The sequence below is a fragment of the Mycobacterium sp. genome (assembly GCF_049608025.1).
GTDB lineage: Bacteria > Actinomycetota > Actinomycetes > Mycobacteriales > Mycobacteriaceae > Mycobacterium.
Genome location: NZ_JBMYXC010000009.1, coordinates 1 through 24,073 on the forward strand (window position 1 = coordinate 1; position 24,073 = coordinate 24,073).

Below are 24,073 nucleotides of genomic sequence, written 5' to 3' on the forward strand. Positions count from 1 at the left end.
AGATTTGGCATTTCGAGCTGGTGGCCGACGCACAGGGGAACTGCCCACCCTTGCGGCCCAATGCGGCGGGGTGACGTTCGATCTCGACGAGCGCGCACGAAATGCCGGCTGCAGCGGCGCGTCTCCGTGCAGACACGCGCGCTCGCGGGGCGAAAGCGGGCGGGGCGAGAGCGGGCGGGGTGAGCTGGGCGAGGTGGAGTCAGTTGGCGTGCAGCGCCTCGTTCAACGTGATGCCGGTGCCGTCACGCTTGACCACCTCGACGGCTCCGGTCACCGAGTTGCGACGGAACAGCAAGTTGTCGGATCCCGATAGGTCCCGGGCCTTGACGGTCTGCCCGTCGCCAGTCTGCACCTTTGTCCCCGCCGTCACATAGAGCCCCGCCTCGATGACGCAGTCGTCGCCAAGTGAAATGCCCAGTCCGGCGTTGGCGCCGAGCAGGCACCGCTTGCCTATCGAGATGACCTGGGTGCCGCCACCGGACAAGGTGCCCATGATCGACGCGCCGCCGCCGATGTCGGAGCCGTCATCGACAACGACTCCGGCCGAGATTCGTCCCTCGACCATCGAGCCGCCCAGGGTGCCGGCATTGAAGTTGACGAACCCCTCGTGCATCACCGTGGTGCCCGATGCGAGGTGCGCGCCCAACCGGACCCGGTCCGCGTCGGCGATGCGCACGCCGGAGGGGACCACGTAGTCAACCATTCGCGGGAACTTGTCCACTCCGTAGACCGTGACCTGGCCCCGCCGGCGCAGCCGCGCCCGGACAGTCTCGAAGCCGTCTATCGCGCACGGCCCGTAGTTTGTCCAGACGACGTTGGTGAGCACACCGAACAGGCCCTCGGTGTTGAGTCCGTGCGGCGCGACCAGGCGGTGGGACAGCAAGTGCAGCCGCAGGTAGGCGTCATAGGCATCGGCCGCCTTGTCCTGAAGGGAGGTGATGACGGTGCGCACCACGACGGTCTCCACATCGCGGTCCTCGTCGCGGCCGATGAGGTCGGCCAACACTGCGAGGTGGTCGGGGATCTCAGCCTCCGACATCCGGACGGTGCTCGGTACCAGTCCCCGGTCGCTTCGCTCCTGCCCGCCGGAGACCAGTCCCCGGTCGCTTCGCTCCTGCCCGCCGGGAGGCCCGTCACCGCCCAGTTCCGGAGCCGGGAACCAGGTGTCGAGTACCGTTCCGTCGGCCGCAATCGTCGCTAGGCCCAGGCCTGATGCAGAAGTCACGCCGCTAAGACTAACGTCATTGGCGTGGGCCTCGATCTGCATGGTGACCCCGTCGCGCTGACCGCGGCGCTGGTGGACATCCCCAGTGAATCGCGGCACGAGAGGCGTATTGCCGACCAGATCGAGAGGGCACTGCGAGAGCAAGCCCCTGGCTTCGAGGTCGTCCGAAACGGTGACGCTGTGCTCGCTCGCACGAACCTCGGCAAGTCGTCGCGGGTGCTGCTCGCTGGACACACCGACACCGTCCCCGCGGCCGACAACATGCCCAGTCGGCTCACCGGCGGGGTGCTACACGGGTGCGGAACCTCGGACATGAAGTCAGGGGACGCTGTGTTCCTGCACCTGGCCGCCACCATCGCCGACCCCGCCCACGACATCACCCTGGTCATGTACGACTGCGAGGAGATCGAGGCCTCAGCCAACGGGCTGAGCCGCATCGAGCGTGAACTGCCGGAGTGGCTCGACGCCGATGTGGCGATCCTCGGCGAACCGTCCGGCGGATACATCGAGGCGGGTTGTCAGGGCACCCTGCGCGTGGTGATCAGCGCGCCCGGAACCCGTGCGCACTCTGCGCGGTCATGGTTGGGGGACAACGCGATACACAAGCTGAGCCAAGTGCTGACCAGGCTCACGCAGTATCGTCCCCGCAGTGTGAACATCGACGGTTGCGTCTACCGGGAAGGACTCTCGGCAGTACGCATCGATGGCGGAATTGCCGGCAACGTCATCCCCGATGCGGCGACGGTGACGGTGAATTTTCGATTCGCGCCGGACCGCAGCATCGAGCAGGCGTACCTGCACGCGCGCGAGGTCTTCGACGGTCTTGATGTCGGCTTCGAACTCACAGATGCGGCGGCCGGTGCGTTGCCGGGCCTCACCCGACCCGCCGCGTTGGCTCTCGTCGACGCTGCAGACGGGCAGGTGCGCGCGAAGTACGGCTGGACCGACGTCTCTCGGTTCGCAGCGTTGGGCGTTCCTGCCGTCAACTACGGACCCGGTGACCCCAACCTGGCGCACCGCGCTGACGAACACGTCGTGGTCGAGCAGATCACCGCCGTCTCCGACGTGCTGAGACGGTATCTCAGCGGTTGAGCAAGCCGTCGAAGGAGCCGACGTGAAATCGCAGCCAGAGAAGGCCCGGGCATTCTTCGCCCTGCATCAGATCGGCACGTTCACCTTCGCCGACGAAACACCGAGCGGCGGCCAGATTCTGAAGATGTTCGAGGCCGGCCGCTGACCGAAGCCACCGGTCCCGTCGGGGTCGAAGTGCGATTCCACTGCGGGGCAGCGCGGCCGATTGTCACTTGTTCAGATCTGGGTCACAGTGTTGCGGCCGGCCTGCTTGGCTTGGTACATCGCTTCGTCTGCTCGCGCGGTGATCGCCGTGACCGACTCGCCGGTGCAGGCGAGGGTGGCGCCGACGCTCAGGGTGGCGTGGACGGTGTTCCCCTCGTCGTAAATGGGTTCGGCCGCGTGGGCGCGGATCTTCTCCGCGATCTGGGCGGCTTCGTCGAGGTTGTGCAGTCCGGGCAGCAGGACCACCATCTCATCACCGCCTACCCGCCCCACGGTGTCGCCTTCCCGTAGACACTCGCGGGTGCGCCTGGCCACGGTGGCGAGCACGACATCGCCGACGGTGTGCCCCCACGTGTCGTTGACGGTCTTGAAATGGTCGATGTCGCAAAACAAGACACCCAGGTGCGGTCCGGGGGACCGGGGGTTCGTCAGCGCCGCCTGCAGTCGGGTGATCGTCTCGGCGCGGTTGACCAGTCCGGTGAGGGTGTCGTAGCGGGCCAGCCGTTCGAGTTGGCGCTGTGCCGCGACCTGATCGTCGACGATGCGTAGCGCGGCGATCGCCCCGTCGGTGTTGCCCTCGGCGTCCAGGTAGTCCTTTGCGTGGCAGTCCACCCAGTGGTAATTGCCGCCGGCGTTGCGCACCCGGAACCGTGCCAGCGCGGGTTTGTCGGGGGCGATCTGGTTCAACGTGGTTGTCAGGGTGCCGAGATCCTCGGGGTGAACGCGGCGGCCGAAGTCCGAGCCGATCCACTGTTGGGGCGGGTCGCCGAACGCGGTCTGCACTGACGGCGAGATCCAGATGACCTCGGTGCCCTGCAACTGAACGATGGCGTCGCGGTTCAGGTGAACGACGATATCGACGGCGTTGTCAGCGAGGATGCGATAGCGCTTCTCAGCCTCAGCACGCAGCTGTTCCTTCTCGATCAGCAGTCGCTGTTCGCGCTGACTGAAGTAGAACGTGGCTACGCCCAGAACGACGGTGCTCACCGATATCGACAGGACCCACGCCGCATCGTCGTGGACGCCGAGGGCCAACAGTGCCAGTCGGGACAGGCTCACCAGGAGTGGCAGACCGGCGAGGATGACGCCAAGCCGAACCAGGGTCATGCGGTCGGGTCGGGCCAGCAGCCAGGCGGCCGGATTGCGGTCGGGTCGGGTCGCCAGAGCGGCAAAGATCAGTAGCGCCACGGCTGCGGCCGTCGAGATTCCCATCCCGGTGGACCCCGTCACGCCGACCAGCGACAGAATCTCGAACAGGTAGCCCGCAGTGACGACGAACGGCAGGGCCACCGCAGCCACCAGGCCCATCGCCCAGGCCGTACGGCTCCAGCGACGCTCCAGGCGCATCAACCCGACGGGCACCGCCAGCAGCAGAACGGACGACGCTGTCTGTGGGCTGGGCCGGCCGGGCCAGGTTGCCTGCGACGTGCGCACCGCATCGGAAAACCACAGCTGGTCCAGGCCGAACGAACTACCGGTGGCGTACTCCGCGAGGAACACGACAGCCAGGACACCGGCCACAACCGCCACGGCGCGCCCGAACCGGACCCGGGCGTGTGAGGGCTGCCCTGACTGCACCAGGATTGCTATCCCCAACCCGGCCATCAGCACCGAAGTCCACGGAGTCGTCTGTGGCCAAGAGGCAAAGCCCCGGGTCAACGGCTCGACACCCGCCGCCCACCCCGCCAAGTTCAGCGCTGCTGCGCAGAGCACCACGACTACCGCGATACGCCCCCACCACACCAGCGCCGTATCCAGTCGCGCGGGCGCGTGTTCCGCCGTCGTGGTGTGCACGCGAAGCCCTTCCATCGATCCCCCCAACGTCCGGCGATGCTTCGCGCGCACGTCATCAACTTCCAATCAAAGCAGCACGGGTTCCAATCAAAGCAGCACGGGCGCTTCCGAGACGCTCTTTTCGGTCGTGGGTGTCGGCCGTGGGTGTCAGGGCCCTGCTGGTCTCTCCCCGCTCAGCTTCCCTCGCGCGCTTCCTGCGTCTTGACCAGGCGGCCGTCTTTGATGATGGCGGTGAAGGTTTCCCCGGGGCGGGTGATCAACGAAATGTCGGCGAGCGGGTCGCCGTCGACGAGGATCAGGTCGGCGATGGCACCCTCGGCGACGACACCGAGGCGGCCGGGGTAGGGGTTGCGTGGTCCGGACATCGCCAAAAGTTCCGCGTTGCGGACCGTGGCCTGTTGCAGCGCTTCTGCGGGTGTGTACCAGCGGGTGAGCTTCGCCAGTTGGGCACCGTGTCGGCTGCCAAGCTCAGTGTCGAACAGGTTGTCGGTTCCGAAGGCGACCTTGACTTGGTGTTTTCTTGCGAGGCGGTAGGCGAGGTCTGTGCCGGCAGCCACCTGTAGGAACTTAGATCGGTTCGCCGGGGGCAGCGGTGCGGTGTCCTGGTCGTCAAGAAACGGCTGTAGGCACCACCAGATGTCTTTCTCGGCGAGCAGTGCCACCGTGTCCTCGTCGATAAGGTGGCCGTGTTCGATGCAGCGGACTCCGGCAGCGACTGCGGTCCGGATCGCGCGGGGGGTGTAGGCGTGCACCGTGACGTAGGTGCCCCAGTTCTCGGCGGCCTGCACCGCGGCCCGCATTTCTGCTTCGGTGTACTGGGTGACGTCGATCGGATCAAAAGCTGAGCCACAGCCGCCACCAGCCATGAGCTTGATCTGAGATGCACCACGGCGCAACATCTCGCGGGCGCCTCGGAGCACCTCGGCTTCGCCGTCGGCGATGACTGCGGCACCGATGGTTTCTGTGTAGCTCAGCTGCCCGGCCACCCCGCGAGGTGTCTCGTTGAGTAGCCGGAAGTCGCCGTGGCCGCCGGTCTGGGAGATGAAGCCGCCGCAGGGGTAGATGCGCGGTCCCAAAATCGCGCCTTCGTCGATGGCCTGTTTGATACCCAAGACCGGACCGCCGAGATCGCGGACCGTGGTGAATCCGCGTAGTAGCGTTTTCCGGGCGCCGGCTACGGCACCGGCAAATAGGTAGCCGAGCTCTCTGAGCTGCGCAATGTCGGCTGGGATGGCGGTGAACGCCGTATGCCAGTGTGCGTCGATCAGCCCCGGCATCAGTGTCTTGCCGGTCCCGTTGATCTCGATCTCGGCTGCGAGTTCGGTTGAGCCCGCTGGGGTCAGCGACGTGATCAACCCGTCCCGGACGGCGACGTCCATCGGTCCGGCGATCAGGGCTGCCACGCTGTCGAACACATTCACGCTACGAATGGCCAGCGATGGAGATGTCAGTTTGCGCTCCCTCATCTCGGCAGCAGCAGCGCACATCCGCTGCAGTCGGTGTTCACCTCACACCGCAACAGCTCACTATCCCGCCTCAGCGGTAAAAACCCGTCTGTTCGGGAAAAATCCCGCTACTGGGCCGGCGCACACGCGTCGGGGTTATTCGCCTCCGAGCGGGCCCGCCGAGCGACGGAGTCTGTCCCCTAATGCTTCGGCGGCGGTCTCGATGGATTCCGTGCCGCGCCGGTCACCGCGTTCGTAGGCCAGGGCCGCCTGGTGGAGGAGTTCTGCGAGGGTCTCAGCCCTGCGCTGGGTGACATTGATGGACCCGGAGCGGGAGCCGAGCGCGGCGGTCAACGCGGCATTGACACCCGAGGCGATGGTCCCGTGCGACATGGCGACCTCGGCGGACGCGGGTGCGCCGGAAGTGAGGTGTCCCAGCCCGGCGGCCACCCGTGTGTGGATGTCGCCGAGGGTGCGCACGCCATCGGTGTTGACTGCGAGCGGTTCGGCCATCCAGTGCCTCCACAATGTGTTTCGATCGATTTTAACGCCGCAGTTCAGTGGGCTTGCGCGGCAACATCTCGTACCGTATTCGCCGCTCTGTCGGCCAGTTCAGGCTTCGCTGGCCAGTTCAGGCTCCGCCACGCGCAGCCGACAGTGCCGACCGGCCGAATGCACAGTCGACTTCACCCGATAGCCGGGCCAAGGTCTCGGTTCCCCGCGGATCTCCCAGTTGAACTGCGTCGGCCGCGGCCCGCAGCGCGATGGCGCTCTGGGCGCCACGTTCGGCGGCCCTGATCGCGTCTCGGGCCGCGGCGATGGCGCCGTGCGTGTCGGATCGCGACGCCATCGTCCACGCTCGGGCAAGCGCCAATTCCGGGGCGAACAGCATCGATTTCAACCCGTGCCGGGATTCCGCGCGGCCCAGCGCTCTTCCCGCCTCGACCGGCTCGCCGAGTCGGCCCAGTGCCTGCGCAAGCAGCATCCACGCCAACGGACCCCACGAATAGCCGGTGGGCGACAGCGTCGTCGCAACGCGTCGCAGCAGTGTGACGGCACCGTGCAAATCACCCTGGGAGATCAACACGTCCGCCACCAGCACCTCGCCGATCGAGCGACCTGGTTGCTGTCGCTGCGCGAAATCGGTGAGCCGCCGTGCCAGCGCGAGTGCCTGCTCAGGTTGGCCCGTCATCACCAAGGCTGTCGTCTGACCGAACCCACTGGTGAAACGCAGCAAACCCGGGTGTCCGGCGGACAGTGCGTGTTCGGCCAGGGCGTCCACGTCATTGAAGTGACCCATCCGCGCCGAACTCAGCGCGGCAGCCGATGCGGCCCAGCCGATTGCGGTGTCGTCGGCGCTCGACGATCCCAGGACCTCGTCTGCGATCTCCTTCGCCCGGCTGAGGTTCCCGGCGTTCATCGCGAAGGTTGCTGACAGCGCGTCCAGCGTGGTCAGCGCCGCGGGGGAGGACACCTTGCCGCGCGTGGACCGCAGGAACGCCGTGGCCCGCTCCGGCTGTGACAACATCCAGAACTGATTGGCTGCCGTGAGCAGTGCCCAGGCCATCAGTTGGTCTTCGGTCAGCGTTGTCGGATCGATCTCCGCCAGTACCGCGTCGGCCTCCCGTCCGCGACCTTGCCAGGCCAATGCGTAGCCGACGATGAGGCGGGCGTCCAGATCCGGTTCCCGCGCGAGCGCGGCCTGCCCGAGCCGTTCGCTGAGCTCCAAATCACCCAGCCGCAGCGCTTCTTGGGCGGCAGCGCAGACATCGGGCACCGGCTGGGGAACGTCACTGCCACTTGCCAAGACAGCCAGGCGCAGCCGCCCCACCACACCATCATCGCCGGATGCTTGGAGGCGTCCGACCAGCGCCGTACGGAGCCGCCGCAGGTCCGGTCCACCGAGAGCGCAGCGAACCGCGTCGACGAACAGCGGATGCGCCGGGCGCAGTCCGTCCTCGGTCGCGACGACCGCCCCGCAGCGCGCGGCCTCGTCGACGGCGTCGGGGCCGGCCAGCGCCGATGCGTCGACACTGGGCAACGGGTCGGTGACAGCCAGGAACTCCAGCACCCGGTGCGCTGCCGCGGGCAGTGCCTCGACGAACTCGTCGACCTGCGTCATCAGCCGGCTGTCGTCGTGGCCCGGTGGTTCGAGGTCGATCCGAGTCACCAGGGCGTCCTGCCACAACGCTGAAATTTCGGGGGGTACCCCCGCTCTGCCGACCGTGGCGGTGACCAGCATTCGGACCCTGCCGCTGACCGCCAGTTGATAGACCAGCGCGGCCGACAGCGAATCCAGTAGGTGAGCGTCGTCGACGACCAGCAGCCGACCGTCGCCGAGCGCTTCGCGTGCGAACCGGAGCACTGCGGCGGTCTTGCCGGTGTCGGGCACTTCCAGCAGCGGCTCGAAGGCCGCGAACGGGATCGCCGCTCCTGACGCCGTTGCGCGCACCCAGTCGACGCTCGGGAAGGCCGGGCCCAGCCGCTCGGCCGCTTCCCGCGCCAGCGTTGTCTTGCCCACTCCCGCCGGACCGATCAGCACCGCGCCCGAAAGTGTGCGTACACCCAGTTCGAGCTGGTTGAACGCGGGGTCGTGGGCTGCGGTCACCCAGTTGACAGGCGCCGGCACAGGCGCTGGCACGGGCGGGGGCACAGGCACGGGCCAAGCCTAATAGGGACTATGGCTACCTTTGAGCGCGTGTCCCAAGAACCCGAACGTCAATGGGCTGTCTGCGTCTACTGCGCCGCTGGGCCCAGGCACCCGGAATTATTGGACCTCGCACGCCAGATTGGGCAGGCGATTGCCCTCAGGGGCTGGACGCTGGTCTCCGGTGGCGGCAATGTCTCGGCGATGGGTGCCCTGGCCGGTGCGGCCCGCGCCGGCGGTGGATACACCGTTGGTGTTATTCCCAAGGCGCTTGTCCATCGAGAGGTCGCCGACACTGAGGCTGACGAGCTCGTCGTCACCGACACGATGCGGGAACGCAAGCAGGTGATGGAAGACCGCGCCGACGCATTCATTGCGCTGCCCGGTGGGATCGGCACGCTCGAGGAGTTCTTCGAAGCCTGGACCGCCGGTTATCTGGGTATGCACTCCAAGCCGGTCGTGATGCTCGACCCGTTCGGGCACTACCGGGGCTTGCTGGATTGGCTGGGCGAACTGGTCGACAGTGGCTACGTCGCCGAAGACGCGTTGGGGAGGCTCGTCGTCGTCGGCGACGTCGAGGCCGCTCTGTCCGCTTGCGCACCGCCGCATTGACCGATGTCACCAGCAACTAGGGTGACCGACAAGCCGATACAGCGGAGGAACGACGTCATATGACCGACGATCGCTTGCGGGTGGGGATTGCACACACCCGAAAGGTGGGGGGAGAGCCGAAATGACGGAGAAATCCGGAACTCGCAGCAGCGTCGGGTGGTTCGACATCGCGGGTCAGGTGCCGGGTTTGCTGATGGATGCGCCGACGATCCTGCGCGGGGTGGCCACCGGGTTCCTCGCCCGTCCGTCGGCCAAGACGTCCATCGGCAAGGTCTTCCAGGACCGCGCCGCCCGCTATGCCGACAAGGTGTTCCTGAAGTTCGAGGACCGCGAGATCACCTACGGCGAAGCCAACGAAACCGTCAACCGCTACGCCGCAGTGCTGGCCACCCGCGGCGTCGGCCACGGTGATGTCGTCGGCATCATGCTGCGCAACTCACCCGAAGCCATCCTGGTCATGCTGGCAGCAGTCAAGTGCGGCGCGATCTCGGGAATGCTCAACTACAACCAGCGTGACGCAGTGCTCAAGCACAGCCTCGGACTGTTGTCGGCCACGGTGGTCGTCACCGACACCGAGTTCGTGGAGGCCATCAGCGAGTCCGGTGCCGACACCGAGGGCCTGATGACCCTCGACGAGCTCACCCGGCTGGCGGCGACCGCGCCCGCGAAGAACCCGTCGACCACCTCGGCAGTGCTGGCCAAGGACAAGGCGTTCTACATCTTCACCTCAGGCACCACCGGGATGCCCAAGGCCAGCGTCATGACCCACTACCGGTGGTTGCGGGCGCTCGCCGGCTTCGGCGGTCTGGGCCTACGACTGAACAGCCGTGACACGCTGTATTGCTGCCTGCCGCTCTACCACAACAACGCGTTGACGGTGGCGCTCTCGTCGGTGTTGAGTTCTGGCGCCACGCTGGCGCTGGGTAAGTCGTTCTCGGCGTCGAGATTCTGGGACGACATCATCCGCTACGACGCCACCGCCTTCGTCTACATTGGCGAGGTCTGTACCTACCTGCTCGGCCAGCCGGCCAAGGACACCGACCGCAAGCACCGCGTGCGTGTCATCGTGGGCAACGGTCTGCGCCCAGCCATCTGGGATGACTTCACGAATCGATTTGGCATCGACAGGGTCTGCGAATTTTATGCTGCCAGCGAGGGCAACACCGCATTCGTCAACGTGCTGAACGTAGACAAGACCACCGGCATCTGCCCGACCCCGGTCGCGTTCGTCGAATACAACGAGTCCGGCGAGCCGGTGCGGGACAAGGACGGTCGGGTCCGCAAGGTCAAGAACGGCGAGCCGGGTCTGCTGTTGTCCAAGATCAGCAACTTCCAGCCGTTCGACGGTTATACCGACAAGAAGGAGTCGGAGAAGAAGTTGGTTCGTGACGCCTTCAAGGAGGGCGACGCCTGGTTCAACACCGGCGACCTTATGCGCTCGCAGGGCTATGGGCATGCGGCCTTCACCGACCGGCTCGGCGACACCTTCCGCTGGAAGGGCGAGAACGTGGCGACCACCGAGGTCGAGGCAGCCGTCTCCACAGACCCACAGGTCGAGGAGTGCACTGTGTTCGGCGTTGAGGTGCCCCACACCGGCGGCAAGGCGGGCATGGTGGCCATCCAGCTCAAAGACGGCGCGGAGTTCGACGGTAAGGCGCTGGCCAAGTCGGTATACGACAAGCTGCCGGGTTACGCGATACCCCTGTTCATCCGGTTGGTCAAAGAGCTGGCACACACCTCGACCTTCAAGAGCCAGAAGGGCGACCTGCGCAAACAGGGTTATGGCGCCAGCAGCGGCGGCGACGACGACGACGCCAAGATCGAGGACCCGATCTACGTGCTGTCGGGTAGGAGCGAAGGCTACGTGCCGTTCTACGACGAGTACCCGGCCGACGTCGCGGCCGGCAAGAAACCCAAGTAGCCCGCGGATTTCGGTGTCGTCGGTCACGCTCAGCGTGACAAATGACACCGAAATCGCAGGCCCGTAGCCTTGAGGGCGTGCAGTCGACGTTTCTGGGGCGCCCGGTGGCGGGGGACCGTGCGCTGATCATGGCGATCGTGAACCGAACGCCGGACTCCTTTTATGACCGCGGCGCGACGTTCACCGACGATTCGGCCAAGAAGGCGGCGCACCGGGTCATCGGCGAGGGCGCAGACATCATCGACGTGGGCGGCGTGAAGGCCGGACCTGGCAGCACCGTGGATGTGGCCGAGGAGGTCACCCGCGTCGTGCCCTTCGTCGAATGGCTCCGGGACACCTTTCCCGACCAGCTGATCAGCGTCGACACCTGGCGCGCCGAGGTGGCGAAACAGGCCTGCACCGCCGGGGCGGACCTGATCAATGACACCTGGAGCGGAGCGGATCCAGACCTTGCGGGCGTCGCTGCCGAGTTCGGTGCCGGGTTGGTGTGTTCGCACACCGGCGGCGCGGTGCCGCGGACGCGACCGTTTCGGGTCAACTACGGGGTCTCCGAGCGGGGAGTGGTCGACGACGTCATCGCCGAGGTGACCGCTGCCGCGGAGCGCGCAGTAGCTCTAGGCGTGCGACGGGACGGCATCTTGGTCGATCCAACGCATGATTTCGGCAAGAACACTTACCACGGCCTTAGTTTATTGCGCCACGTAGAAGACCTTGTAAAAACTGGATGGCCGGTCCTGATGGCACTCAGCAACAAGGATTTCGTCGGGGAGACTCTGGGTGTGGATCTGAAAGAACGTTTGGAAGGCACCCTGGCGGCTACCGCGCTGGCCGCCGCGAACGGAGCTGCGATGTTCCGGGTGCATGAGGTGGGATCCACCCGACGCGTGCTCGAAATGGTCGCGTCGATCCAGGGCGCGCGGCCGCCAACGCGCACGGTAAGGGGACTGGCATGACTGTGTTGTCTGATCGGGTGACAGATCTGGCCCCCGAAGGTGTGGCCGAACATCGCTGGCTCACCGACCACAGCTGGAGCCGTCCGCATTGGACGGTCGCCGAGCTCGAGGCCGCCAAGGCAGGTCGCACGGTGTCGGTGGTGCTGCCCGCGCTGAACGAGGAGGAGACGGTCGCCGGCGTCGTCGAGACGATCACCCCACTTCTCGGCGGTCTGGTCGACGAACTGGTGGTGCTCGATTCGGGTTCCACCGACGACACCGAGATCCGCGCGCTCGCTGCCGGGGCCCGCGTAGTCAGCCGCGAAGTCGCGCTGCCCGAAGTCGCACCGCAGAACGGTAAGGGCGAGGTGTTGTGGAGGTCGCTGGCCGCCACAACGGGCGACTTCGTCGTCTTCGTCGACTCTGACCTGATCGATCCCGATCCGATGTTCGTGCCGAAGCTGTTGGGCCCGCTGCTGACCACCGCGGGTGTTCACCTGGTCAAGGGTTTCTACCGCCGGCCGCTCAAGATCAGCGGCAGCGAGGACGCCAGCGGAGGCGGCCGTGTCACCGAGTTGGTGGCCCGCCCGTTGCTGGGGGCCCTGCGGCCTGAGTTGATGTGCATCTACCAGCCTCTCGGCGGAGAGTACGCGGGAACGCGGGAGCTACTGACTGCGGTCCCCTTCGCCCCGGGCTACGGCGTCGAGATCGGTCTGCTGATCGACGCCTATGACCGATTGGGTCTCGACGCCCTTGCCCAGGTGAACCTCGGGGTGCGCACCCACCGCAACCGGCCATTGACCGAGCTCGCCTCGATGAGCAGGCAGGTCATCGCCACCCTGCTGTCCCGTTGCGGTGTCGCGGACTCCGGTGTCGGACTCACGCAGTTCTTCGCCGACGGCGAGGACTACACCCCGCGCATCTCGACGGTTTCGCTCCAGGACCGCCCGCCGATGATCACCCTGCGCCCGTCCTGAGGTCTGGCCCCTGATGGCTGACACCTGACCACACGGGTCGCCTGGTGCCGCGGCTTCGGTTTGTCGCTCGCGTCGGGCAATATCGAAGGGTGTCTCTAGTCCTGCTGTACCTCGTGGTTCTCGTGTTGGTCGGTGTGGTGTTGTTCGGCGTCGGCAGCGCCCTGTTCGGCCGCGGCGAGGTGCTGCCCGCGCTGCCGCGGGCCACCACGGCGACCGCGTTACCGGCATCGGGGGTGACCGGTGCCGACGTCGATTCGGTGAAGTTCACCCAGACCTTGCGCGGCTACAAGACCAGTGAGGTCGACTGGGTCCTCGACCGGCTGGGCCAGGAACTCGACCTGCTCCGTGGTGAGCTTGCGGTGTTACGCGGCGCCTACGGACTGCTGGAACCCGCCGTCCACGAGGGATCGGAGGGCGAGCATGCGCTGCCGCCCGACAGCCCGCGGGACGACTTGTGACGGCTGCTTCGGCTGATCGGCGGACTCGATGTGGGTGGATCGACCAATCGCGTTTGTCGCCGGACGATTTCGAGCTGTACTGCGGCTACCACGACAATGAGTGGGGTCGCCCGGTGCGGGGTTCGACCGCGCTGTTCGAGCGGGTCAGCCTGGAAGCCTTCCAGAGCGGCCTGTCGTGGCTGATCGTCCTGCGCAAGCGGGACAACTTCCGCAGCGCTTTCGACGGGTTCGATGTCGAGCGCGTCGCACGCTATTCCGAGGGGGATGTCGAGCGACTGATGGCCGACGCCGGAATCGTGCGCAATCGTGCCAAGATCGACGCCACGATCGCCAACGCCCGAACTGTCGCCGACTTGGCCGACGGTGGCGTCGACCTGGGGGAACTGCTGTGGTCGTTCGCGCCGCAGGATCGGGTCACCCGGGCCAGGCCTGCCAGCCTCTCTCAGGTCGCGGCGATGAGTCCGGAATCCAAGGCGATGGCCAAGGAGCTCAAGGCGCGCGGATTTCGATTCGTCGGACCTACCACGGCCTATGCGTTGATGCAGGCCACGGGCATGGTCGACGACCACGTCGCCGACTGCTGGGTTCCGCGCATCTGCGAGTAGCGGTGTGGGGAGCAGAGCAGGTGCGAGGAGCAGATGGCCGGTGGAAGAGAGACTCTGTCCGCGCGGGTCGGCGGGCCCCGGCGGTGGCGCCGAGACCGGCGATCCGCACGGCCTATCTGAGGGGCCTTCTGACTGGCCCCCGAGGGGCCTGCTGACTGGCCCCTGAGCGGCCCCCTGAGTGGGCCTTAGCCGAGCCTTAGCCGGGTCTTTGCACACGCGGTGGTCCGCATAGGGAACAATGGAGTCCTGTAGCAGTTCAAGGCCGGGTGCTGTCTGTGTTCCTCGCAGAGTTGGGCAGACCCGGCTGGTACCGACAGACCGGGCCCAGACGGGCACGCCCATGCGGAGGGAGCACTCGATGGCGGCGATGAAGCCCCGGACCGGAGACGGTCCACTGGAAGCAACGAAGGAGGGGCGAGGCATCGTAATGCGGGTACCACTGGAAGGTGGTGGCCGACTCGTTGTCGAACTCACCCCCGACGAAGCCGCCGCGTTGGGCGACGAACTCAAGGCCGTCACAAGCTAGCGATTTCGACACACACGGTTGCAGCCACCGCGACCGCTGGCTGCACTCTCCTCAGGCCGAGACGCTGCGGTAGATCTCCGCCGTTTGTTCAGCGATGGAGGACCAGGAGAACTCCTCGACACACCGCTGTCGTCCCGCCACTCCGAACTGTCGAGCCCTTCCCGGGTCGGCGACAAGAGCGTTGACCCCGTAAGCGAGTTCCCGCTCGAAGGACGCCGTGTCGTTCGGGTTGTAGTGAACGAGTAGGCCTGTCTGCTGGTCGGTGACCACTTCGGGGATTCCGCCGACGTCGGAGGCCACCACCGCCGTCCCGCATGCCATTGCCTCAAGGTTCACGATCCCCAGCGGCTCGTACACCGATGGGCAGATGAAAGTGGTTGCCGAAGAGAGAATTTCGCTGATCTTCTGGGTTGGAAGCATCTCGCGTACCCAGAACACCCCGGTGCGCGCCCGGGACAGTTCCTGGACTGCTGAGGTGACCTCCGCCGCGATCTCAGGGGTATCCGGAGCCCCCGCACACAGCACCAGTTGGACGCCGGGAGCGAAATGGTGGGCCGCCGCGACCAGATGGGAGACGCCCTTCTGTCGGGTGATCCTGCCGACGAAGGCGACAATCGGGCGTGTGGGGTCCACACCGAGTTCCTCGAGGATGGAATCACCTGCCACCGGTTGGACCGGATGCCACACATCGGTGTCGATGCCGTTCTTGACGACGTGCACACGGTCGGGATCCAATCTCGGGTAGGCGCCCAGCACGTCGCTCCGCATTCCGGCGCTGACGGCGATTACGGCATCGGCGGCCTCGATCGCACTCCGCTCCACCCACGAAGAAATGCGGTAGCCGCCGCCGAGTTGCTCGGCCTTCCATGGCCGCAGGGGTTCCAGTGAATGTGCGGTGAGTACGTGTGGCACGTCGTACAGCAGGGCAGCCAGGTGCCCGGCCATTCCGGTGTACCAGGTATGCGAGTGCACGACCGTGGCTTTGGCGGCCGCATTGACCATGTTGAGGTCGGCGGACAGCGTCGACAGCGCCGGGTTGGCGCCCTGCAGGGCTGGGTCGGGTTGGGCGACTGTGACACCTGGCCGCGGCGAACCCATGCAATGCACGTCGACGTCGCAGAGATGCCGCAGTTGCGCGACGAGCTCGGTGACGTGAACGCCTGCCCCGCCGTAGATCTCGGGTGGGTATTCCCGAGTCATCATCGCCACCCGCATGGAGTGACCGTATCCAAATTCGCGACTCGTTGCGCTGCATCACCAATTGTCTTGACGGACAGTCCGAGAACGGCCGCCAATAGCGCGAATGGCTAGCCGCGGTCCTGACGTGCCGATAGGTTTGCAGTATGTGGGAAGCGCCGCACGTGTTGGGCATCGTCCTGGCCGGGGGAGAGGGCAAGCGGCTGTATCCGTTGACGGCTGACCGGGCCAAACCCGCGGTTCCCTTCGGGGGCGCTTACCGGCTCATCGATTTCGTGCTCTCAAACCTTGTCAACGCCCGGTTTCTGCGAATTTGTGTTCTTACCCAATATAAGTCGCACTCGCTGGACCGTCACATTTCGCAGAACTGGCGGCTGTCGGGGCTTGCCGGGGAGTACATCACCCCGGTTCCGGCTCAACAGCGGCTGGGCCCGCGGTGGTACACCGGTTCGGCCGACGCGATCTACCAGTCGATGAACTTGATCCACGACGAGGATCCCGACTTCATCGTGATCTTCGGTGCGGACCACGTCTACCGGATGGATCCCGAGCAGATGCTTGCGCACCACATCGACAGTGGTGCCGGCGCGACAGTCGCCGGGATCCGGGCGCCGCGCGCGGAGGCGAGCGCATTCGGCTGCATCGATGCCGACGAGTCCGGCTGTATCCGGTCGTTCATCGAAAAGCCTGCCGACCCCCCGGGCACCCCGGACGATCCCGAGCAGACATTCGTCTCGATGGGTAACTACATTTTCACCACCAAGGTGCTGATCGACGCCATCCGCGCCGATGCCGACGACGACGATTCCGACCATGACATGGGCGGTGACATCATTCCGCGACTGGTGTCCGAGGGGATCGCATCGGTCTACGACTTCAAGGCCAACGAGGTGCCCGGTGCCACCGAACGCGACCACGGCTACTGGCGTGACGTAGGAACGCTGGACGCCTTCTACGACGCGCACATGGACCTGGTGTCGGTGCACCCGGTGTTCAACCTCTACAACAAGCGTTGGCCCATCCGTGGCAGCTCGGAAAACCTGGCACCGGCGAAGTTCGTCAACGGCGGATCAGCCCAGGAGTCAGTGGTCGGTGCCGGCAGCATCATTTCGGCTGCGTCGGTGCGCAATTCCGTGCTGTCGTCCAACGTCGCCGTCGAGGACGACGCGATCGTCGAGGGCAGCGTGATCATGCCCGGGGTCCGCATCGGGCGCGGTGCCGTGGTTCGCCACGCAATCCTGGACAAGAACGTGGTGGTGGCCCCCGGCGAGACGGTAGGGGTCGATCTGGACCGGGACCGCGAACGGTTCTCTATCAGCGCCGGCGGTGTGGTCGCTGTCGGCAAGGGCGTCTGGGTCTGAGCCCGCGGTGATCCTCGCGGGGAAAACAGTTCAGTCGCGCGCGGCGGCCAGCAGGCCGTCGCCGAGCGGAATGAGCACCGGTGTCAGCCGCTCGTCCTCGGCGATGATCCGCGCAGCCTCGCGCACCGCGCTCACCTCGTTGTCCTTGGCGGACGCATCTCCGGCCCGCCCGCCGAGCGCAGCCCGATGCACAATGATCGCGCCACCCTGGCGGAGCAACCGTATGCCTTCGTTGACGAACTGCGGTTGGTCGGCTGGGTCGGCGTCGATGAACACGAGGTCGTAGGACTCATCGGCAAGTCGGGTGAGCACTTCCTGGGCGCGACCGCTGATCAGCCTGGTGCGCCCCGGTCCGGCGCCCGCCTCCGAATACGCCTGCTTGGCGATCTGCTGATGTTCCGGTTCGACGTCGATCGTCGTCAAGACTCCGTCGTCGCGCATTCCCGACAACAACCACAGTCCGCTGACGCCGGCGCCGGTGCCGACCTCGACCACGGCTTTCGCGCCAGTCAATTTGGCCAGGACGCAGAGCAACGCTCCGACTGCCGGGGTGACCGCGCCCGCGCCGATGTCCACCGCGCGCTCGCGGGCCGCGGCGACGATGGAGTCCTCGGAGATCGAGTGTTCGGCATGAGTGACGATCGCCTCGGCCTGACTCACCCTGGTACTGGAATCGCCAGAGCCACCTTCGGGCTCGTCGGTGCTGGCCATGCCCCGAAGCGTAGAGCGAAGCACGGGTTGGGGTGCTGCGACACGCCCGCTCCGCGTTCCGTGAATCAGGGCGTCGGGACCACTGTTTTCGCTGGTTGAAAAATGGTTGGCGATCTTTCTCAGGAAATGCTCAGTTTGCTCATATGTCAGGCACACCAGCACAGGGGACGGTGATCCCATGACAGACGGCGCGATCAGCGTGCGCAGCGATGCCTGGCACCCTGGGGACCGCCCTGGGAAGAAAGCCACGCTGCGCTGTGTTGTGGATAACGAGCCGCCGTCAGCCGATGGCGGTAGCCGCCACGACCTGGAGGATCCGACGAACACCACTCATGCGCCTGGCCCTGCCAACCCGGCTAACACGCCGGTGTCACCGGTTTCTATGGCACACCTTGAGCAGTACACCGATGCTGAGTGGGTTGAGCCGACCGACGAGATGACCGGCACCGCGGTGTTCGACGCCACGGGCGACAAAGCGGCGATGCCCAGTTGGGATGATCTTGTCCGCCAGCACGCCGACCGGGTGTACCGCCTGGCCTACCGACTGTCCGGTAGCCAGCATGACGCCGAGGATCTGACGCAGGAAACGTTCATCCGCGTATTCCGATCGGTGAAGAATTATCAGCCCGGCACCTTCGAAGGCTGGTTGCACCGCATCACGACCAACCTGTTCCTCGATATGGTTCGCCGTCGCGGCCGGATCCGGATGGAAGCCCTGCCCGAGGACTACGACCGGGTGCCCGCGGACGAACCGAACCCCGAGCAGATCTACCACGACTCGCGACTGGGCCCCGACCTTCAGGCCGCGCTCGATTCACTCGCGCCGGAGTTCCGCGCCGCCGTGGTGCTGTGCGACATCGAAGGTCTGTCCTACGAGGAGATCGGGGCGACTCTCGGCGTCAAGTTGGGCACTGTGCGCAGCCGCATCCACCGCGGCCGCCAAGCGCTGCGAGATCACCTGGCGCGTCATTCGGATGCAGGCACGGCGGAAGTTATTCGTGACGGGGCCAAGTCTGCCTGACGTTGCCGCGTTGCCCCGCGACATGTCGCGCTACATTCGAGGTAGTCCGACATGACTCGAGTCGAGAGGAACTGGGTGATGGCTGATCCCGGACATGCTTTTCGTCGTGCATTCTCCTGGCTTCCCTCGCAGTTTGCCTCGCAAAGCGATGCACCGGTCGGCCCACGTCAATTCGGTTCCACCGAACACTTGTCGACGGAGGCGGTTGCTGCGTTCGCCGACGGTGAGCTGCGCATGACCGCGCACCTGCGCGCTGCTCACCACCTCTCGCTGTGTCCCGAGTGTGCCCTGGAGGTCGACGCGCAGCGTCAGGCGCGGTCCGCGCTGCGCGATTCCTGCCCCGTGGCGATGCCGACTTCCCTGCTGGGCCTGTTGTCCCAGATCCCGGACCGCGCCCCGGACGAAGCCCCGGAGCCGGCCGAGGCGCCACGGTTGGCCGACGGGGCGCCACGCGCCCGTCGCAAACGTCGGTAGGGTGGAAGCTGAAGCGAACCGGCGCCGATCAGCGCGGTTCTGTTGTCTATTGCCTGCGCCTCGGCTGAGGGCATGGCAGAGGATATCGAGAAGGGCGTTGAACGGGTGACCAATCTGGACCAGTCCGGCCGGGAGCGTCTTGAGCCGCGTCCCCTTTCGCGTCCGCCTGTCGATCCGGCAGCCAAGCGTGCGTTCGGCAGGCCCGCCGGTGTGGACGGGTCTTTCACCGGTACCGATCATGGCCGCGATCAGGGGGAGTTCACCCCGAAGAATCAGCCTCCCGATCCCGTGCTGGCCGAGGCGTTCGGGCGTACCCATCCCGGTGGCGAATCGCTGCAGCGTCATCCGGCCGACGCCGGTGCGCTCGCCGCGGACCGCGGTGAGGATGCCGACCAAGTCGACGATCCTTGGCGCAGCCCGGGTTCGCCCGTGACACTGGGTACCCCGGCGTTCGTGCCGACCGCGCCGGCGCCGACCACAGTCCATCCCGGCAAGCTGGGCGTTCGCGATGTGCTGTTCGGCGGCAGGGTGTCGTTCGTCGCGCTGGCGGTGCTCGGCATCGTCGCGCTGGTCCTTGGCGTCACCGGTGGCTTGGTGGGGCGCAAGACCGCTGAGGTCGTCGACGCATTCACGACCTCGAAGGTGACTCTAGAGACCAGCGACAGACCGGACCTTCCTCCGGGTCGGTTCACCGAGGTAGCTGCTGCGGTCGCGGATTCGGTGGTCACCATCGAGGCGTCCAGCGACAACGAAGGCGCTCAGGGATCCGGAGTCGTCATCGACGGACGCGGCTACATCGTCACCAACAACCACGTGATCTCCGAGGCCGCCACCAACCCCGCCAAATTTAAGTTGGCGGTGGTCTTCAACGACGGCACAGAGGTTCCGGCCAATCTGGTCGGCCGCGATCCCAAAACCGACTTGGCGGTGCTCAAGGTCGATAACGTCGACAACCTGATTGTCGCGCGGTTGGGGGATTCCGAGAAACTCCAGGTCGGCGAAGAAGTGATCGCCGCGGGCGCACCGCTGGGACTGCGCAGCACGGTCACCACCGGCATAATCAGCGCGTTGAACCGTCCAATACCGCTGTCAGGTGATGGCTCCGACACCGACACAGTCATCGACGGTGTGCAGACCGACGCGTCGATCAACCACGGCAACTCGGGCGGGCCGTTGATCAACATGAACGCCGAGGTGATCGGCATCAACACCGCTGGCAAGTCTCTTTCGGAAAGCGCCAGCGGCCTGGGGTTCGCGATTCCGGTCAACGAGGTCAAGCTAGTCGTCGAGAAGCTGATCGAGAGCGGCAAGATTGCCCACCCGACCCTGGGCCTGACGGCGCGTTCGGTGAGCAACGACATCGCCAAGGGCGCACAGATCGCCAACGTGACACAGGGCGGACCCGCTGAGCGGGGCGGAATCCTGGAGAACGACGTTGTCGTCAAAGTGGGCGATCGCGAAGTCGCCGATGCTGATGAGTTCGTCGTCGCCGTTCGGCAACTCAAGGTCGACGAGCCGGCATCGATCGAGGTCGTCCGCGACGGCCGTCCCGTCACGCTCACGGTAACTCCACGCCCGGACAACAGCACGTAGCCGATGTTCGCCAACGTCGGTTGGGGCGAGATGATGGTCCTGGTGATCGCCGGATTGGTGATCCTGGGGCCAGAAAGGCTGCCCGGCGCGATCAGGTGGACATCCGGAGCGCTGCGCCAGGCCCGAGACTATGTCAGCGGCGCCACCAGTCAGCTGCGAGAGGACCTCGGCCCCGAGTTCGACGATCTGCGAGAACCGTTGTCTGAGCTGCAAAGGCTCAAAGGGATGACGCCGCGCGCGGCGCTGACCAAGCACCTTCTCGACGGCGACGACTCGATCTTCACCGGGAAGTTCGATACAGCGGAGGGGGCGCAACCCCCATCGGAGAAGGCACAGTCGGCAGGTGGTCCCGCCGATGTCGCCTCCGGCGCGCCCGACACCAAGCAGCCCGCAGCATCCACCCCCTTCGACACCGACGCCACCTGACCCAGCAAGCCGAGATCCGATCCAGGCTAGGTGCCAGTAGGTGCTGCCGAAAGGTGATTTCGGCGTCAGCGACCGGCTGGGTCCAGTCCCAGGGACATGCCGGCCAGACCACGGCTGCGGCTCGACAGCGCGTCGGCGATGCTACGCAGCGCCACGCCTGCCGCGGTCTCGGGTGCCGACAACACCAGCGGAATGCCGGAATCGCCTGCCGATACCAGCGCGGGATCGAGCGGCACCTGGCCCAGGAGCGGAACCTCGGCGCCCACGGCCCGAGACAGGCTCTCGGCGACCTGGTGGCCACCGCCTTCCCCGAAGATCTGCATGGTCGTGCCGTCGGGCAGCACCAGCCCGGACATGTTCTCCACCACGCCGACGATGCGCTGCCGGGTCTGCAGCGCGATGGCGCCTGCGCGCTCGGCGACCTCGGCAGCGGCCAATTGCGGCGTCGTGACGACCAGAATTTCCGCGCCCGGGATCAGCTGAGATACCGAGATCGCGATATCGCCGGTGCCCGGCGGCAAGTCCAGCAGCAGCACGTCCAGATCACCCCAGTACACATCGGCGAGGAACTGCTGAAGCGCCCGGTGGAGCATCGGCCCGCGCCACACGACCGGCGTGTTGCCTTGGGTGAACATCGCGATGGAGATCACCCGGACGTCGTGGGCGACCGGCGGGAGGATCATCGAGTCGACTTGGGTGGGGCGGTCGGTCGTGCCCATCATCCTGGGCACGGAGTGGCCGTAGATGTCGGCGTCGAGGAGGCCGACCGACAGTCCCCGCGCGGCCATTGCCGCGGCCAGATTCACCGTCACGCTGGACTTGCCGACGCCACCCTTCCCGGATGCGACGGCGTAGACACGGGTCAGCGAGCCGGGCTGGGCGAATGGGATCACCGGTTCACGTGAATCGCCGCGCAGCTGCTTGCGCAGTTCGGCACGCTGCTCGTCATTCATGACGTCGAGAGTTACCTTCACCGCACCGGTGCCGGGTACGTCGCTGACCGCCTGGGTGACGCTGTCGGTGATCTCGGTCTTCTTCGGGCACCCGGCAATGGTGAGGTAGAGCTCGACGTGCACCGAGCCTTCCTGGCCGTCATGGCTTTCCGGGCCAACGGTGACGTTCTTGACCATGCCCACTTCGGTGATCGGACGCCTTAGCTCGGGGTCGATCACCTTGGCCAGCGCGGTACGGACCGAGGATTCGAGGTCAGTCGGAGTTGGGGACATCGCTTGAAAGTCTAGGCCGCGGACTCACGGCGGCCCGAACGAGGGCGACGGCTGTGCTCAGGCTGCCGGGCCCGGCGCGGGACCCAGCGCGGGCGGCAGTGGGCTGGGCAGCGGCGCTCCCGGCGGTGGCGGCGGTGGCGGCACGGCCATTGGCGGCCCGGGCGGGAGAACTGGCTGGGCCAGTGGCGCTGCAGGTGGCGGGAACCCCGGCAGTCCCGGCGGCGCTGCAGGCGGTGGGAACCCGGGCGGTCCCGGCGGCGCTGCAGGGGGTGGGAACCCGGGCGGTCCCAGTGGCGCTGCAGGTGGCGGGAATCCGGGCAGTCCCAGCGGCGCTGGAGGCGGGACGGCGCTTTCAATACAGAACACCGCGCACTGAGGTTGTGCAGCCGGTTGCATCCAGGGAGGCAGCCATTCCGGCGGCGGCTGAGGCGCCGGCTGCGCGGGCGCCCGCAACGCCTGCGCGGGTCCGGGGAGTGGGCCCAGCGACTGGCCAGGAACGAATCCCGGAACGTTGGTCGAGATCTGCCTGGCCGCGTCGGTGCGCTCCATGAGCGGTATCAGCGACAGCGGATCGTTGGGGGGCAGGCCGGTGGCGTTCAGTGGCAACCCGGGTCCGATGCCCTGGGTGCGGTCAAGGTGACTGTTGACGCTGCTGCTGCCATTGCCATTGCCGCTGCCGCCGGCGCTGCCGAGCGCAGGAACGGAACCGTTGATAGGCGGTAGGTCGACTGGCACGACCCCCGTCGCATAGGACGCGGCCCAGCTCAGCACGTTGCGTGCGTAGGCCATCGAGTTGTTGTAGCGCAGGATAGCGGCCATCACATCTGCCTGATTGCGCAAGTTCATTCCGCCGCTGCACAGGTAGCGGGCCGCAGCCAGTGACGCGTCGAAGACGTTCTGGACGTCGGCCTTGCCGTCATTGTCGCCGTCAGACGCGTAGCGAGACCAGGTGCCGGGCAGGAACTGCATCGGACCCAATGCCCGGGCATAGGTCACCCGGTCGGCGCTGCGGCTCTGCACGATGACCTCGTTACCGGGCAGTGTGCCGTCCAGGGCGGGTCCGTAGATCGGCCGCACGGCGGTGCCGCGTGCATCCGTCGCGCCGCCGTAGGCGTGCATCGACTCGATGCGGCCGATCCCGGCCAGCAGGTTCCAGCTGACCCCGCATCCGGGGAACGCGGTGGCCATCATGGCTTCGGCATTTCGGTAGGCTGCCAATGCCATCGACGGAATGCGCAGTGTCCCGGGAGAATTCACCACTGCCGCTGGGGGCGGTGATGACGCGCTTCCACCGACCATGCGAAGGGGCGTGGGCGCCTTGTTGATGGCCACGACGGACGCACCCGAACCGTCACCGGGAGAGGGCTCAACGGCGGCCAGCGGCATGACCGCGGAATCGCGGGTGGGCGCGTGGGTGGACGGAGCAGCCGCTCCGACGGCGCCTGCCAGTACCAGGGGTGTCAGAACAGCGGCCACACCAAAAACCGGCATACGGGCGACTCGGCCCGCTCGGCGGCCAGCTGCCCGGAGAGTCGATCCTCCGCGTATGTGCACGCAAACCGTCCTAGCTATTTGATCGCCTGTGAACCACGCCACCATACCTACTCGGCAACGAAGTCGTAACAG

At 66.4% G+C, this 24,073-nt stretch carries 23 protein-coding genes; 14 read left to right on the top strand and 9 right to left on the bottom strand.

What is annotated here, in order from left to right:
* Nucleotides 1-199: 199 nt before the first annotated feature.
* Complete coding sequence (gene dapD, locus ACPGXI_RS04975; protein ID WP_526650426.1) at nucleotides 200-1,267, bottom strand: 2,3,4,5-tetrahydropyridine-2,6-dicarboxylate N-succinyltransferase; 1,068 nt, start codon at nucleotides 1,265-1,267, stop codon at nucleotides 200-202.
* Between dapD and dapE the strand changes: the two genes are divergently transcribed.
* Together dapE and ACPGXI_RS04985 are read left to right on the top strand one after the other, a co-directional pair.
* Nucleotides 1,250-2,317 (top strand): succinyl-diaminopimelate desuccinylase, encoded by a 1,068-nt coding sequence (gene dapE, locus ACPGXI_RS04980; RefSeq protein WP_526650428.1) that lies wholly within the window; start codon nucleotides 1,250-1,252, stop codon nucleotides 2,315-2,317. The genes dapD and dapE overlap by 18 nt on opposite strands.
* 22 nt (nucleotides 2,318-2,339) lie before the next feature.
* Entirely contained in the window at nucleotides 2,340-2,462 is a 123-nt protein-coding gene (locus tag ACPGXI_RS04985) for a hypothetical protein (RefSeq protein ID WP_526650430.1), read from the top strand.
* Between the two features lie 71 nt (nucleotides 2,463-2,533).
* Here the strand turns inward: ACPGXI_RS04985 and ACPGXI_RS04990 are convergent, their stop codons facing one another.
* The 4 genes from ACPGXI_RS04990 to ACPGXI_RS05005 form a co-directional block, all read right to left on the bottom strand.
* Nucleotides 2,534-4,366 (bottom strand): diguanylate cyclase domain-containing protein, encoded by a 1,833-nt coding sequence (locus tag ACPGXI_RS04990; RefSeq protein WP_526650432.1) that lies wholly within the window; start codon nucleotides 4,364-4,366, stop codon nucleotides 2,534-2,536.
* A gap of 122 nt (nucleotides 4,367-4,488) precedes the next feature.
* Nucleotides 4,489-5,781 carry a metal-dependent hydrolase family protein gene (locus ACPGXI_RS04995; protein ID WP_526650434.1) on the bottom strand — a complete coding sequence of 431 codons (1,293 nt, stop codon included), beginning with the start codon at nucleotides 5,779-5,781 and terminating at the stop codon, nucleotides 4,489-4,491.
* A gap of 135 nt (nucleotides 5,782-5,916) precedes the next feature.
* Nucleotides 5,917-6,273 (bottom strand): type VII secretion target, encoded by a 357-nt coding sequence (locus tag ACPGXI_RS05000; RefSeq protein ID WP_526650436.1) that lies wholly within the window; start codon nucleotides 6,271-6,273, stop codon nucleotides 5,917-5,919.
* Between the two features lie 118 nt (nucleotides 6,274-6,391).
* A complete protein-coding gene (locus ACPGXI_RS05005) occupies nucleotides 6,392-8,413 on the bottom strand; it encodes an AAA family ATPase (RefSeq protein WP_526650567.1) in 2,022 nt (673 codons plus the stop codon).
* 45 nt (nucleotides 8,414-8,458) lie between these two features.
* Here ACPGXI_RS05005 and log point away from each other — a divergent pair, with 45 nt between their 5' ends.
* From log to ACPGXI_RS05040, 7 genes are all read left to right on the top strand, one after another.
* Nucleotides 8,459-9,019, top strand: a complete 561-nt coding sequence (log, locus tag ACPGXI_RS05010) for a cytokinin riboside 5'-monophosphate phosphoribohydrolase (protein ID WP_526650438.1) — start codon at nucleotides 8,459-8,461, stop codon at nucleotides 9,017-9,019.
* A gap of 121 nt (nucleotides 9,020-9,140) precedes the next feature.
* Nucleotides 9,141-10,940, top strand: a complete 1,800-nt coding sequence (gene fadD6, locus ACPGXI_RS05015; protein WP_526650439.1) for a long-chain-acyl-CoA synthetase FadD6 — start codon at nucleotides 9,141-9,143, stop codon at nucleotides 10,938-10,940.
* 41 nt (nucleotides 10,941-10,981) lie between these two features.
* Nucleotides 10,982-11,893 carry a dihydropteroate synthase gene (gene folP, locus ACPGXI_RS05020; protein WP_526650441.1) on the top strand — a complete coding sequence of 304 codons (912 nt, stop codon included), beginning with the start codon at nucleotides 10,982-10,984 and terminating at the stop codon, nucleotides 11,891-11,893.
* Nucleotides 11,890-12,849 carry a glucosyl-3-phosphoglycerate synthase gene (locus tag ACPGXI_RS05025; RefSeq protein ID WP_526650443.1) on the top strand — a complete coding sequence of 320 codons (960 nt, stop codon included), beginning with the start codon at nucleotides 11,890-11,892 and terminating at the stop codon, nucleotides 12,847-12,849. The genes folP and ACPGXI_RS05025 overlap by 4 nt, the downstream gene beginning before the upstream one ends.
* Nucleotides 12,850-12,938: 89 nt before the next feature.
* Nucleotides 12,939-13,307 carry a DivIVA domain-containing protein gene (locus ACPGXI_RS05030; RefSeq protein ID WP_526650445.1) on the top strand — a complete coding sequence of 123 codons (369 nt, stop codon included), beginning with the start codon at nucleotides 12,939-12,941 and terminating at the stop codon, nucleotides 13,305-13,307.
* A complete protein-coding gene (locus ACPGXI_RS05035; RefSeq protein WP_526650447.1) occupies nucleotides 13,304-13,912 on the top strand; it encodes a DNA-3-methyladenine glycosylase I in 609 nt (202 codons plus the stop codon). Before ACPGXI_RS05030 ends, ACPGXI_RS05035 begins: the two co-directional genes overlap by 4 nt.
* A gap of 358 nt (nucleotides 13,913-14,270) precedes the next feature.
* Nucleotides 14,271-14,438 (top strand): DUF3117 domain-containing protein, encoded by a 168-nt coding sequence (locus ACPGXI_RS05040; protein ID WP_003885506.1) that lies wholly within the window; start codon nucleotides 14,271-14,273, stop codon nucleotides 14,436-14,438.
* Nucleotides 14,439-14,489: 51 nt separating this feature from the next.
* On the opposite strand, the gene glgA is transcribed toward ACPGXI_RS05040, so the two are convergent.
* Entirely contained in the window at nucleotides 14,490-15,653 is a 1,164-nt protein-coding gene (gene glgA / locus ACPGXI_RS05045) for a glycogen synthase (protein ID WP_526650449.1), read from the bottom strand.
* Between the two features lie 128 nt (nucleotides 15,654-15,781).
* On the opposite strand from glgA, the gene glgC reads away from it, so the two are divergent.
* On the top strand, nucleotides 15,782-16,996 hold the full coding sequence (gene glgC, locus ACPGXI_RS05050) for a glucose-1-phosphate adenylyltransferase (RefSeq protein ID WP_526650451.1): 1,215 nt from the start codon (nucleotides 15,782-15,784) through the stop codon (nucleotides 16,994-16,996).
* A gap of 30 nt (nucleotides 16,997-17,026) precedes the next feature.
* Here the strand turns inward: glgC and ACPGXI_RS05055 are convergent, their stop codons facing one another.
* Nucleotides 17,027-17,707: an O-methyltransferase gene (locus ACPGXI_RS05055; RefSeq protein WP_526650453.1), complete on the bottom strand. Its 681-nt coding sequence runs from the start codon at nucleotides 17,705-17,707 to the stop codon at nucleotides 17,027-17,029.
* Between the two features lie 178 nt (nucleotides 17,708-17,885).
* Here ACPGXI_RS05055 and sigE point away from each other — a divergent pair, with 178 nt between their 5' ends.
* The 4 genes from sigE (at nucleotide 17,886) to tatB (ending at nucleotide 21,221) form a co-directional block, all read left to right on the top strand.
* Nucleotides 17,886-18,728 carry an RNA polymerase sigma factor SigE gene (gene sigE, locus ACPGXI_RS05060; RefSeq protein ID WP_526650455.1) on the top strand — a complete coding sequence of 281 codons (843 nt, stop codon included), beginning with the start codon at nucleotides 17,886-17,888 and terminating at the stop codon, nucleotides 18,726-18,728.
* A 78-nt stretch (nucleotides 18,729-18,806) separates the two neighbouring features.
* Nucleotides 18,807-19,202, top strand: a complete 396-nt coding sequence (rseA, locus tag ACPGXI_RS05065; protein WP_526650569.1) for an anti-sigma E factor RseA — start codon at nucleotides 18,807-18,809, stop codon at nucleotides 19,200-19,202.
* Nucleotides 19,203-19,307: 105 nt separating this feature from the next.
* Nucleotides 19,308-20,795, top strand: a complete 1,488-nt coding sequence (gene htrA, locus ACPGXI_RS05070; RefSeq protein WP_526650571.1) for a serine protease HtrA — start codon at nucleotides 19,308-19,310, stop codon at nucleotides 20,793-20,795.
* 3 nt (nucleotides 20,796-20,798) lie between these two features.
* Nucleotides 20,799-21,221: a Sec-independent protein translocase protein TatB gene (gene tatB, locus ACPGXI_RS05075; RefSeq protein ID WP_526650457.1), complete on the top strand. Its 423-nt coding sequence runs from the start codon at nucleotides 20,799-20,801 to the stop codon at nucleotides 21,219-21,221.
* A 65-nt stretch (nucleotides 21,222-21,286) separates the two neighbouring features.
* On the opposite strand, the gene ACPGXI_RS05080 is transcribed toward tatB, so the two are convergent.
* Nucleotides 21,287-22,447: a P-loop NTPase gene (locus tag ACPGXI_RS05080; protein ID WP_526650459.1), complete on the bottom strand. Its 1,161-nt coding sequence runs from the start codon at nucleotides 22,445-22,447 to the stop codon at nucleotides 21,287-21,289.
* A gap of 57 nt (nucleotides 22,448-22,504) precedes the next feature.
* Complete coding sequence (locus ACPGXI_RS05085; RefSeq protein ID WP_526650461.1) at nucleotides 22,505-23,938, bottom strand: lytic transglycosylase domain-containing protein; 1,434 nt, start codon at nucleotides 23,936-23,938, stop codon at nucleotides 22,505-22,507.
* Nucleotides 23,939-24,073 lie beyond the last annotated feature (135 nt).